This window comes from Microcoleus sp. PH2017_05_CCC_O_A (assembly GCF_020738785.1).
GTDB lineage: Bacteria > Cyanobacteriota > Cyanobacteriia > Cyanobacteriales > Microcoleaceae > Microcoleus.
Genome location: NZ_JAEQCB010000155.1, coordinates 1 through 11,741 on the forward strand (window position 1 = coordinate 1; position 11,741 = coordinate 11,741).

The 11,741-nt window shown below is 42.0% G+C and carries 11 protein-coding genes; 5 read left to right on the forward strand and 6 right to left on the reverse strand.

All coding sequences use genetic code 11. The features are described from left to right. Nucleotides 1-76: 76 nt before the first annotated feature. A complete protein-coding gene (locus tag JGK20_RS27515; protein WP_325315938.1) occupies nt 77-565 on the reverse strand; it encodes a reverse transcriptase N-terminal domain-containing protein in 489 nt (162 codons plus the stop codon). Between the two features lie 1,533 nt (nt 566-2,098). Between JGK20_RS27515 and JGK20_RS27520 the strand changes: the two genes are divergently transcribed. Both JGK20_RS27520 and JGK20_RS27525 read left to right on the forward strand, forming a co-directional pair. After that, nucleotides 2,099-2,536 carry a helix-turn-helix domain-containing protein gene (locus JGK20_RS27520; RefSeq protein WP_293175495.1) on the forward strand — a complete coding sequence of 146 codons (438 nt, stop codon included), beginning with the start codon at nt 2,099-2,101 and terminating at the stop codon, nt 2,534-2,536. A gap of 406 nt (nt 2,537-2,942) precedes the next feature. Next, a complete protein-coding gene (locus tag JGK20_RS27525; RefSeq protein WP_293175493.1) occupies nt 2,943-3,110 on the forward strand; it encodes a hypothetical protein in 168 nt (55 codons plus the stop codon). A 40-nt stretch (nt 3,111-3,150) separates the two neighbouring features. Here the strand turns inward: JGK20_RS27525 and JGK20_RS27530 are convergent, their stop codons facing one another. Both JGK20_RS27530 and JGK20_RS27535 read right to left on the reverse strand, forming a co-directional pair. Further along, complete coding sequence (locus JGK20_RS27530; protein WP_293175491.1) at nt 3,151-3,507, reverse strand: metal-sensitive transcriptional regulator; 357 nt, start codon at nt 3,505-3,507, stop codon at nt 3,151-3,153. 221 nt (nt 3,508-3,728) lie between these two features. Further along, a complete protein-coding gene (locus JGK20_RS27535; RefSeq protein ID WP_293207527.1) occupies nt 3,729-4,943 on the reverse strand; it encodes an RNA-guided endonuclease TnpB family protein in 1,215 nt (404 codons plus the stop codon). A gap of 300 nt (nt 4,944-5,243) precedes the next feature. Between JGK20_RS27535 and JGK20_RS27540 the strand changes: the two genes are divergently transcribed. Then, complete coding sequence (locus JGK20_RS27540) at nt 5,244-6,527, forward strand: HhoA/HhoB/HtrA family serine endopeptidase (protein ID WP_293175489.1); 1,284 nt, start codon at nt 5,244-5,246, stop codon at nt 6,525-6,527. 244 nt (nt 6,528-6,771) lie between these two features. On the opposite strand, the gene sbnB is transcribed toward JGK20_RS27540, so the two are convergent. Both sbnB and sbnA read right to left on the reverse strand, forming a co-directional pair. Then, the gene (gene sbnB, locus JGK20_RS27545) at nt 6,772-7,797 is read right to left on the reverse strand and encodes a 2,3-diaminopropionate biosynthesis protein SbnB (protein ID WP_293175487.1); all 1,026 of its coding nucleotides are present in this window, start codon (nt 7,795-7,797) and stop codon (nt 6,772-6,774) included. Between the two features lie 21 nt (nt 7,798-7,818). Further along, complete coding sequence (gene sbnA, locus JGK20_RS27550; protein ID WP_293191570.1) at nt 7,819-8,871, reverse strand: 2,3-diaminopropionate biosynthesis protein SbnA; 1,053 nt, start codon at nt 8,869-8,871, stop codon at nt 7,819-7,821. A 234-nt stretch (nt 8,872-9,105) separates the two neighbouring features. On the opposite strand from sbnA, the gene JGK20_RS27555 reads away from it, so the two are divergent. Further along, nucleotides 9,106-10,029, forward strand: coding sequence for a DMT family transporter (locus JGK20_RS27555; protein WP_293232830.1), 924 nt, complete (start codon nt 9,106-9,108; stop codon nt 10,027-10,029). Between the two features lie 148 nt (nt 10,030-10,177). After that, complete coding sequence (locus tag JGK20_RS27560; protein WP_293175481.1) at nt 10,178-11,086, forward strand: formyltransferase family protein; 909 nt, start codon at nt 10,178-10,180, stop codon at nt 11,084-11,086. A 46-nt stretch (nt 11,087-11,132) separates the two neighbouring features. On the opposite strand, the gene JGK20_RS27565 is transcribed toward JGK20_RS27560, so the two are convergent. Further along, a complete protein-coding gene (locus JGK20_RS27565) occupies nt 11,133-11,279 on the reverse strand; it encodes a hypothetical protein (protein ID WP_293175479.1) in 147 nt (48 codons plus the stop codon). Nucleotides 11,280-11,741 lie beyond the last annotated feature (462 nt).

Consider the following 11,741-nt stretch of genomic DNA (forward strand, 5'->3'; position numbering starts at 1 on the left):
TGCCGAAGCCTCTTCTTTTGGGAGAAGATTCTTGTGTAGCTTGCGGGTAATCCTCTACCCATTTCAGGGTTAGTTTCTACCCAACGAATCGCACTCCAGTTCTAAACCCGTAGCTCCTAGCGTGGAAAGTGGCTTCATGGGCTGGTTCTAAGGCATATTTTGCTAGGCACTGCCAAGCTCTATCTGCTATGGTAGGTATTTTCAATATTCGGGTTGTCCCATCCTTTTTAGGAATTGGAATTTCCCGAAGCTTGCTGTGATGCCAATTGTTGTAATTGGTCTTGAGGACTGACTCAAGTGCAAATCGTTCCTCGAATGAGAGGGATTTTTTGCCATCAATACCCGCCGTCTTTTTACCATTGTTTAGCTGCGTTACTTGACGAATAGCCAATAATCTAGCTGCACGAGATTTCAGAATAAGTTTCTGTAAAGACTGCGCTTTCCGCCTGTCTCCAACTTGAACCGCTTTGAATACGCGCTTTTGCAGGCGGAATAAACCTTGACGGAATTGCTTCCACTTTAGATTTATCCATGATTCAGTGATATTTCTATCCTGCCTAACCATACTCTGCTCCAATTTGTATTTTCTGAACACCTTGCAGCAATTACGCTGCATCCTACCCGAATTGAAGGAGTTCCGCTGCTCGTCTAGCCTACATCGGGGTTCGACCACCCCTAGACCTTCCATCCGTTTTTCTTCGTTCCCTCAGAGAGATTGTTATGTCCCGTTAGGTGTAGCCAATTCAACCATTGGATTCCCTGGACTCTTACCGCTATTGTCTAAAGATGCGGTGGGAATATCTCCAATCAAGTCAGGCTTTTCAAAGTTGCGCCCTGCTTACCCATAGGTTGCTTTTCTAGGCTCGGTTTCACCGTGAGGACTTCCTATTAACGCCAGTGTCAATCCGCAACGGTTGTCTGATTGCGTCCTGTTCCCAGCTTCGACCTCCCGAAACCGAGTCGGGTCATCGTGGGCAGATAAGGGTTCACATCGAGTCTGATGGACAGGGTTTTCACCTGTATATCTCCGAGAGTTCAACTCTTTTCCGTTGTTGGTTAGAGTTGGATTAGCTATGTACGGACTGTTTACCGTGATTTGCCAATCAACGAGTCGCACTTAGACTTGAGATGCTAAAAGATTCACGCCCAGTACAAGACTGCCCTAGACCGTTTGGGGAGGTTGAAGGACAAAACAGGATGCTTGTTCACCTGGGTAAAAATGTTTAACAAAAATGTCAATGTTATCGTACTTCCTAACTAAATCAAAGAATTCTCGCTGGAAAGTGCGATCGAGGCCATAACTTTTTATGGCTAGTTGAGGTTACTGAGTATTTGTGTGATAACGATCACTAATTAATGTTAGTAGTATCACATAGAAGCAACGTTTTCGATCACGACAGGCAGGCGAAAATAGCCGATAGTGGTACTGTGATGTTGAAAATTTGACAATCCCACGGTAGACGTGTTTTACTCAACTGGCGATCGAGCAAGTAATTTCACAGAGGCCTGCCCGCGTGCCGTGAAAGTTGGTTGCACCGTCACTCGGCGCGATCCGCTTCGGCCCATCAGAGTGCTAATGTCTCAGGATTTCTCACAAAGGGAAAGCCAGAAATACACTTCTGGGAGCAGGATAATCTGTGTCTAAATGTGCTTCTAGCTAGCGTACAGACCAAGGTTATATGCTAGCTATAAATCGCCAAGACATTCGCAAAAATTACCAAAAAACACCAGAAAAACCATGATATATGTTTAACAAAAAGAGAATAAATGGTATTCCTTAAAAGTCAACTATTGCAGCTAATGTTGCGGTCGATCAGTTAACTGATATCAGTATTAGCAATGATGCTTGTGCCATCCAATACCAAACTGACTCATAAACCGGGTCTTTCACCAAAAGACGCGTTCCAGCCCTTGCTCCAGGTAAAAAAAAACAAGCTTCTGAGCATCTGAGTAAGTCCAGGCATGAAAAAGTTTAATTGAGATAGCTTGTCTATTCCTTTCTTGGCAAGCAAAAGGCGAGCATTTAGGAGGGGAGAAGATTTTTCTCCCCAGTCAAAAAAAACAATTGTATAGTGCGAATCCTCGTGAGGTAATTGATATGGCTGGAGTATGTAAACTTAGCATCACAGAGACCACAGAAGAACTAAAAAGCCTGTTAACCGAACAAAAAACGGCAAGCGGCTTTCAAAAAATTCAAGCACTTTACCTGTTCAAAATTTGTCACGTTAAGACAGTTAAAGAATTGGCAATGACGATCGGCGTAAACCGCATTACTGTGCAGCGGTGGCTGAGAAAGTACAGATCTGATGGACTTGAAGGACTCCTGGAAACCAAGCACAGCGGTGGCAGGAAGCCGGCGATTCCTCCTCTGGCCCGCGCTAGTTTGGCAATGCGCCTCAGCGATCCCCAAAAAGGCTTTAAAAGCTATGGAGAAATTCAAGAGTGGTTGCAGCAGGAATACAGCATAGAAGCTTCCTATAAGGCCGTTTACGCAACAGTCAGATACCAGCTCAAAGGCAAGTTGACGAAAGTTTAGATAGACAGTTCATCCCAAGTCTGGTTAATCACCGTCCAATTGTTGATACTCAGAGTTTAAAGCTGTTGATGACTTTGGTTGTCACTAAAAACTCACTACTTCTTTTTGAACTAAGATCGCTCTCACCAACTGCCGATCGTATAAATTATCTGTTGTGCCGATTGGGTTGAGGGGGAAAATATTTGATGGTTTTCCCTGGTTGGTGAAAGATGCTTAAGCAATGCGCCCGAATTCATAACTTGCAAGTTGTGTCTAATTTGCAGGTTTTGTTATAGAAGAATGAAGAAGTCATTAGTCATCAGTCATCAGTCATCAGTCATCAATAACGGCTTGCTTCAGGATAAAAAGAAGGAAGAAGCCAGCCTTTAGTTATCGTCGCGAGAGACTTTTCTTTGCAGTTGATCGCATGAGTAAAGCGATCGCGCGCCAGAACTTCCCAACCATCAGTCATCAGTCATCAATAACGGCTTACCTCAGGAGAAAAAGAAGGAAGAAGGCAGCCTTTAGCGATCGTCGCGAGAGACTTTTATTTGCAATTAATCGGATGAAGAAAGCGCACGCCAGAACTTCCTAACCATCTGGCGGGGCTGGTATATGTAAAAAAATGGCAGCGACTAAGGCAAAAACCGATCCAAAGCAGCTTTCAACTCTTCTATTTCGGTATCGATATTGCCTTCTTTCGCGGCTCTGGCAATGCACTGAGTTAAATGTTCGTCAAGAATGATTCTTGCTACGCGATCGAGCGCGCCTCGAACTGCTGCAACTTGCACGAGAACTTCGGGACAGGGACGGTTTTCTTGTACCATGGTTTTGATGCCCCGGACGTGTCCCTCAATCCGAGATAAGCGATTAACCAGCCGTCGCATCGATTCTTCATCGTGATGGTGAGGGTGGACTGATTGATTGTCGTGATGGTGGTGGTGGGAATTTGAGGGTACGGATTTGTCAGTAGAAGTGTCAGATATAATCATCAGGGTTGTGCCATTTGAGATTTGAGATTTGAGATTTGAGATTTGAGATTGGGGATTTGGGAATAAGTTGTTCCGTAGTGGTTTAGAACGCTGGACTACAGTTTAATTCTTTTTTTGAAACTGGTATTACTAGGGAAATTTTTCACGTTAGAATTGAGAATATGTTGAGTTTGTGCTGGCTCCAGACTCGTGTATTGTAGCTGTGTGAACGACCCAACACTCTACCCGAAGCGGGTAGAGTGTGGGCTTCCAAGTTCAAGGGCAACAGCCTCGGCGACAGTGGATTTTTGCCCATATCGTTTTGGTCTTACATTGCCTCCCTTGGCAGTAACGCTGGTTCCCAACGTCAATAACCGTAAGCCTTCATTTTTAATATTGATTGCCGCGTTAATGTCTCTGTCGTGTCGATTGCCACAGTGGGCACAGTCAAATTCACGCACAGATAGATCCATTTTTGGCAGCGACAGTAAAGTATTAGAACACAGATGAGATGATGGAAAAAATCGACCTACTTCTAGATAGACTTTGCCTTCTGCTTCTGCCTTATATTTAAGCATGGTGCAGAATATTCCCCAGCCAGCATCACTGATAGATAAGGCAAGATTGTGATTTTTGACCATGTTCTTTACTGCCAGATTCTCGACCACAATCACTTGGTTTTCGTTAACTATCTTACGGGATAGTTTGTGTCGGAAATCTTCACGCACTCTAGCTATTTTTCCGTGGACTTTGGCTACAGCACCTGAAGCCTTTCGTCGTCTGTTGGTAGTTCGATCCTTTTTTCTGGATAACTTACGCTGTTTGCGTTTGAGGTTACGTTCGTGCTTCTTCAAATGTCGAGGGTTCTGGTATTTCGAGCCATTAGATGTAACTACAAAGTCTAGTAAACCGAGGTCAATACCAATGGCTCTACCATCTTCATTAGCGACTGGGTTTTCTATACCATCATCCATCAGTAGGGAGGCGTAATAACGACCATCAGGCATTCTAGATACCGTCACAGTCCTTAATTTACCAACAAGAGCGCGATGAATTTTAGCCTCAACCACTCCAAGATTACCAGGGAATTTAATCTCAGTATCGCTCAGAATTTTAACGTTCTGAGGGTACTGCATTGATTGTCTACCTTGACGTTTCTTGAAGGTCGGATATCCTGTTCGGCCATCAAAGAAATTGATAAAAGCTTGGGACAGATTAAGTACAGAGGACTGGAGGCATTGCGAATAACACTCTTTGAGCCATTCATGCTCAGTCTTCCATACTGGAATCTGTTTCTTCATCATCAAAGCCGATATACCTTTCCCAGTCTCCTTATAGGTTTGGGACATGGTAGCCAGAGATTGATTCCACACCCATCGAACACAGCCAAAAGCCCCTGCCAAATGACTCTGCTGTTCTTGGGTAGGATAGATTCTGACTTTGACTGCTTTTAACACGATGCTTTTATCACAAAATGCTTACATATGATAACACAGATACAGACCAATCAAGGGATTTTGTTCGCCTGCTCATACACCCGCGCATCTCCCGCTGGCTGTGACGAGAGCGCCTTGTGCGCGGGTGCAATCGGCGGACGATCGCGCATTCATCCCGTCGCTCACGGATTGTACAGGTAGAGCGCGGGGATGAATGCTGTTTCAGCTAAATATATTTAGGATCTTCATAGCGGGCGATTATTGACTCCGCTCGATCGCACGCCTTTACTAGAATAACCCAGACTACCCAATATTGACGCTATGCGACTATTTAAGTTTTTTGGCTCCGCACCCCGCACCGATCGCTGGTTCGGACTCATCTTAGGAATGACGATCGCCCTGAGCGCTCTCTTCATCAATGCTGCACCCGCTTCTGCCGCAGACGGCAAAAATCCGCCCAACTGGCAGGAACAGCCCAAAAAAGCCGTGCAGCAAGTACATTGGAGTTCCCCAGCAACTCTCCCAAATCCGCAAATGCTAGCGCTGCGGAGCCCGGAACTCCCGGTGGCTGTGGCGGCAGATACCAGCAGTTTTGTGACGGCGGCAGTCGATCGAGTCGGGCCTGCTGTTGTCCGGATTGATACCGAGCGCACTGTCAGCCGCAACCTCGACCCCTTAATGGAAGACCCCTTCTTCCGCAGATTTTTGGGAGAAGATTTGCGGAGCATGACGCCCAGACAAGAACACTTGCGGGGTCAAGGTTCTGGCTTCATCATTGACAAAAACGGGATTGTGTTAACCAATGCTCACGTGGTTGACAAAGCCGATCGAGTAACTGTCACCTTAAATGACGGCCGGACATTTCCAGGAGAAGTCCAAGGTACTGACGAAGTAACAGATTTGGCTGTTGTCAAAATTAATACCAAAGGTGTTAACTTGCCCGTGGCAGCACTGGGAGATTCCGATGCGGTGAAAGTCGGTGATTGGGCGATCGCCGTGGGCAACCCCCTCGGATTTGACAATACCGTCACTTTAGGCATTATTAGCACTTTGAAGCGATCGAGCGCAGCCGTCGGCATTCCCGACAAGCGCCTCGATTTCATTCAAACCGACGCCGCCATCAATCCCGGCAATTCCGGCGGGCCGCTGTTGAACAGCAGAGGAGAAGTGATTGGCATCAACACGGCGATTCGGGCGGATGCAATGGGTATTGGGTTTGCGATTCCGATCGACAAAGCGAAAGCCATCTACGCCCAGTTAGCCAAGGGAGAACAAGTCAGCCATCCGTTTTTGGGGATTCAGATGATTGCTTTGACTCCGGAAATGGCCAGAGAGAATAATTCTGACCCCAATGCTCCTTTGATTGTGCCCGAAGTTACAGGGGTATTGGTGATGCGAGTTGTACCCAATACGCCTGCTGAGAAAGCCGGGATTCGGAAAGGAGATGCGATCGTTCAAATTGAGGGCGAGAAAGTGACTCAACCCGAACAATTGCAAAATTTGGTGGAAAATAGCCAAATCGGTCAAATTTTGAAACTGAAGGTGCGCCGGGGTTCCCAAGTTAAGGAAGTTGCCGTGACAACTGCTCAATTGAGAGATTTTTAGAGCTGAAGGGGAAGGGGGGAAATTGTTAAAAACTCCCCCCAAAAAGTTTGTAGTGAGGACTTTAGTCCTATCTTGATAGTTCTAGCTAATAAATGACTTAAACGGAGTGGAAAATATTGAACTCAAAAAAGTCACACAGCTCTAATTTAATGGGTTATGGAGGTTCCGATCGCTCCTGTGCGATCGACCCACAACAGTCAATCAACTCTCAGCAGTCGATCGATCATAGCAATCGATATGTTATCTATATTCGTGTGGGTTCGTAAAAAAAATCTGGAATGGAAACAGTTATTTTTTCCAAGACTGCCCTTTGATATACATAATAAGCAACAGCAAGATCAAGGATTCCCATACCAAATGGCGAATATACGGTTGGCTTGTGTATGTCTAAAGTGAGTTTTCCTTGAATAAGTTGATCGATAGTTCCTGTAACAAAATCTCGGTTTCCAACTTCTTGCTCGGTAAGATGCAAAGATGTTGCAGATTTTAAACAGTGATCTACATCATCGACAATGTTGTTTGACTCAAGAATAATTTTTGATGATAAATCTCGCAAAGATAAATGCAAAATAATTGGATTGTGGGAAAAGACACTAATATCGTCAATATATGGTGCATCAGCCGTTGTAGTAAAACTAATCAAATCACAAGATGAAATCAGGTTTTCTTTGGTCGATGAGATTTGAACTTCCTTGATTCCTCTCTCTTGAGCATACTCTTTCATCGCCATACTGTACTCATCAGCTAAGTCAAACAAATCTAGTGCAGATATTGTCCAACCAGTATTTAGCAAAAATTTCAAGACATAACGAGCAATTAGTCCGCATCCAACAATCCCCAATCTTTTGACTGTTTTTGGTTTGATAAGATTTTGGGCTGCTAAAACTGCTGAAGCGGCGGTTCTAGAAGCACTTATAATCGAGCCTTCAAGACAGGCTATTGGATATCCAGTTTCATAATCATTGAGAATAATCACCGCAGATGCACGAGGGATTCCATGGGCGATATTTTTGGGAAAACTGGCAATCCATTTTATCCCTGAAATATTGAATTCTCCTCCCAAATGTGCAGGTAAAGCAATGATTCTCGCTTCTGGCTTTTCTGGATATTTCAAAAAATAACTATCTGGGTTTATGGTGTTTTTGTCTCCATGAGTAAGATATGCTTTTTGAACTAAATCAATTACATTCGCATAGTTAGTTTGGAGTATTTCATTAACTACTGAACCAGAAATAACTGTAAAATTTTGCTCTATGGTGTTTGTTTTCATGGAATTAATTTTTATTGGTCTTTATATTGCGTTAAGGCAATGAGGAAAGCGTTCCGAAACCCACCGATCGTCATAAATTGTATCTAGGTAGCTCTCTCCTAAATCAGGACTTATTGCTACTATACTTTTCGCTGCATCCAGTTTATGTGCATAAGCTTTGATGCCTGCCAAAACTGTTCCAGTCGAACCTCCGACTAAAAATGTTTTTTCGCGTAGTAAATATCGACACATTTTTATCGTGTCCTCTTCTTTAACTACTACAATATCATCAATTAGACTTTTATCTACCAATTCTGGTTTTCGACTTGTACCTAGTCCTGGAATATATCTTTTACTAGAAGGTAAATCGAAAGTAACCGAGCCAAAGGTATCAACTGCAATAACTTTTGTTTTTAGCTTGCGATCTCTAATGTATTCAGCACATCCCATTAATGTACCTGTAGTACCTGCACCAATAAATAAGTAATCAACCTCTGAAAAGCTTTCAAAAATTGAATGTGCTGTACTCAGATAATGTGCATTTTTGTTCTCGCAGTTCGCATATTGATTCAGCCAAAATAAATTTTTATTTTCTTTAAGCAATCGCTTAATTAAATCAATTCTGCTATTTAAAAATCCTCCATTTTTATCTCTATCTTTAACAATTACAAGCTCGGCTCCGAACAATTTTATATATTTCTCATTCCTAGACGAAATGTTTGGATCGCTGATACAGGTAAAGCGATATCCTTTAGTCGAACAAGCTAGGCTAGCCGCCACTCCTAAGTTACCAGACGAAGATTCGATAATATGGGTACGATCCGGTGATATCTCTCCTTTTTCTTCGAGAGCCTCTATCATACGTATAGCAGGTTTTATTTTGATAGACCCTGCTGGATTAAATCCTTCAACCTTCAAAAATATATCTGCTTTCAAAGACAAAAAATTGTTTAATTTACAAAAAACTTTGTCGAGAACCAGTTCCAAACAGTTTTCAGCAATCAATGGAGATATCATCAAACCTGAGCAAGATGATTTGAAATTCTCAGACAAAATTAAGGGTGTTTCCGTATCTGGTGCATCGTAAAAATTCATAAATTTCTTAAAAGTCTTGGATGGAGAAGAAACAGTTTATGTGATGTTTTTGTTTTACATACTTTCGAGCTTTCTCTATCAATAATATCATGATGTTATTGCTTCTGGGATGGGGGGGGGGTACCCCTCATCTCAAAATGACATTCCACAAGTATTATGGAAGATAAGAATGTTAAGTATCTGAACAAAAAAACTACAAAAAATTTGTATTGCTTGAAGGAATGATTAACAACTATGCTCACATCTGACTCAAAAAAGATTAAGTTATTACGTTATAAGGGACTTATTATGGTGCTGGTGGGGGCCACCTTATGGGGACTTTCTGGTACGGTGGCACAAAGGCTTTTTCAAGATGAGGGATTTACTCCTGGTTGGCTGGTAACAATGCGCCTGCTAATCTCAGGAATATTGTTATTAATAACTGGATGTTTCCGAAAGAATTTCCATCAAGTTTTTGCTGTGTGGCACGATCCCAAAGATCGGATTCGATTAGTGATTTTTGGAATTATTGGTATGTTGGGAGTACAGTATACCTATTTCGTGGCAATTCAAACCGGTAATGCTGCTACAGCAACCTTATTGCAATATCAGGCTCCATTATTTATTATGGTTTACTTAGCAATAAAGTACAATCGAATTCCGAATTATCAAGAGTTTATAGCCCTAGGATTTGCCCTGTTAGGTACATTTCTTCTCGTAACAAATGGATCTGTTCACCAGTTGTCTGTCTCCAGCACATCAATAGCATGGGGATTAAGTTCTGCAATTGCACTTGCATTTTACACATTATATCCATCAGGTTTGCTACAACGTTGGGGTTCTGAAGTAATCATTGGGTGGGGCATGATTATAGGAGGTATTGCATTATGCCCGATCGCTTCTCCTTGGCAAATTCAAGGTCAACATTGGTCTGTAATTACTGGTTTGTTAGTAAGTTTTGTGATTGTATTTGGCACAGCAATCGCTTTTTATCTCTATATAGACAGTCTTCGATACATTACACCTACAGAAGCCAGTTTATTAGCCAGTGCAGAGCCTTTGTCGGCTGTAGCTGCATCAGTTATTTGGCTTCGCTTACCACTGAGTCTTTTTGAAGGTATCGGTGGACTATGTATTGTTGGTACAGTGTTGATGTTGTCCCTACGTCCCAGAAATTAAAGCAAAACATTATTAAATTCAACTAGAAAGATAATTGATCGGAGCGATCAAAAATTAGTTTTTTGATAGATATATAAATCAAGAAAGTTTATCAGCTTGCAGCCGTTAACTAAACTGTAATTTAAATCAATAGAGGTTCATACTAACCGTGAAAACAAACAATCAGCCTTGTAATTTTTTCTTAATGACTGAAAATAGCTTTCATCCAACTTATTTAGTGTCACAATGGTACACCAAATTCCAAGGAAACCCATTTTTTAGAGGTATTCTCATACGAGATGATAAAAATGATGCTTCACACCAGAGTAAAGAGCGATTTCATCAATTACATCAGAAGGAAAAACTTTTAACAAGTGATTCTCTACAGGAAATCCAAACATTATATGGTGGACTTAGTAAGACGGAAGAAGCTATGATAAGATTATTTGGAATACCTGCATTGGCACAAAACTCATTTCAAAAAAGTATCTTTTTAGGTAAAACTATAAATAGTGAAAAAGTGAAGGAGTGGCTACAAATAGAATGTAAAAATGAAGGTAAGATTTGTATGTTTGTGTTTTTGGATAAGATTCTTAGTCCTTGGTGGATTGAATTAACAGAAGGTAACATTATTAATGCTCATTCTGCTGTTCTTCCTTATGCAAGAGGTATGTTTGCTATCGAAAATATGGCATCTCGTGGTGATATCGAAGAATTTCAACGAGTTGCTGGAGCGTCTGTTCATTATGTAGATGAAGGCGTAGATACTGGCCCTATTATTCGGGCTGTCAGAATAAAAGATCCCTTTGAATTTCAATCCTTGTCGGAGGTAAAAGCTTATAGTTATAAGCTGGCTTTCGATCTTCTGATACAACAAGCTTCAGAAATGATCGAAAATCCTCAAATACAATCTGTGGGGATCAAAGCCTATCCTACACTCATCAGTCCTGTATTTTCTAGAAAAGACTACACTCCCCAGGTCGAAGAACTCGCCGAAAAGAGATTTATAGAAATGAAACAAGATTCAGTCAACGCTATAAAAACAAAAACAACCTATAAGAAAATTCCTACGGGATAGATCCTCGACTTCTTTAAGAATTCGGGGATCTGGGTATAAAGTAAAGTCACCAGCCAGCAGATGCTTCCCAGTCGGTAATCGCTGCTTGCTGCCATGCTTCATCCTCATCGGTTAATTCATCGCTCAGTTCATCCAGCAATAAACAGGCTTCTACCATTGCCTGTTGTTCTTGTTGTTTGCGCCATGCTTGCAATAAAACCTCAACTAGCCGACTGCGATTTCTACACGCTGGTCAATGTAACGCACTAACTCATCTGGCAAAGAGATATAGCAATCCTAAATCATTATCAAGGTTATGATATAATTATATGCAATACTTGATTGTCACAAAAAGATGAATAAATTACAACCACAAAAAGTATCCGCTCAATAATTCGGGGTAGCAGAGGAAAAAAAGTAAGCAGAGTGCACAAAGTGTTATAAAATAGGACACATGACGCCAAAGACTATTTCACAAGACAAGTCATCCTCCAATATACTGCAAACCATCGACCCCTCAGGTATTGCAGACCAATCAATGCGTCAGACAGTAGAACTCTTACTGAACCTAATAGAGCAATTACAATTAAAAGTCAAAGACTTAGAATCAGAGAATCAACGGTTAAAAGATGAAAACAACCGATTGAAGGGAGAACAAGGAAAACCAGACATCAAA

Excerpts from the sequence above, each read along its gene's own strand:
- sbnB (WP_293175487.1), bottom strand. The coding sequence starts at position 7,797 with ATGAAAACAAACACCATAGAGCAAAATTTTACAGTTATTTCTGGTTCA.
- sbnA (WP_293191570.1), bottom strand. The coding sequence starts at position 8,871 with ATGAATTTTTACGATGCACCAGATACGGAAACACCCTTAATTTTGTCT.
- JGK20_RS27530 (WP_293175491.1), bottom strand. The coding sequence starts at position 3,507 with ATGATTATATCTGACACTTCTACTGACAAATCCGTACCCTCAAATTCC.
- JGK20_RS27520 (WP_293175495.1), top strand. The coding sequence starts at position 2,099 with ATGGCTGGAGTATGTAAACTTAGCATCACAGAGACCACAGAAGAACTA.
- JGK20_RS27555 (WP_293232830.1), top strand. The coding sequence starts at position 9,106 with ATGCTCACATCTGACTCAAAAAAGATTAAGTTATTACGTTATAAGGGA.
- JGK20_RS27515 (WP_325315938.1), bottom strand. The coding sequence starts at position 565 with ATGGTTAGGCAGGATAGAAATATCACTGAATCATGGATAAATCTAAAG.
- JGK20_RS27540 (WP_293175489.1), top strand. The coding sequence starts at position 5,244 with ATGCGACTATTTAAGTTTTTTGGCTCCGCACCCCGCACCGATCGCTGG.
- JGK20_RS27525 (WP_293175493.1), top strand. The coding sequence starts at position 2,943 with ATGAGTAAAGCGATCGCGCGCCAGAACTTCCCAACCATCAGTCATCAG.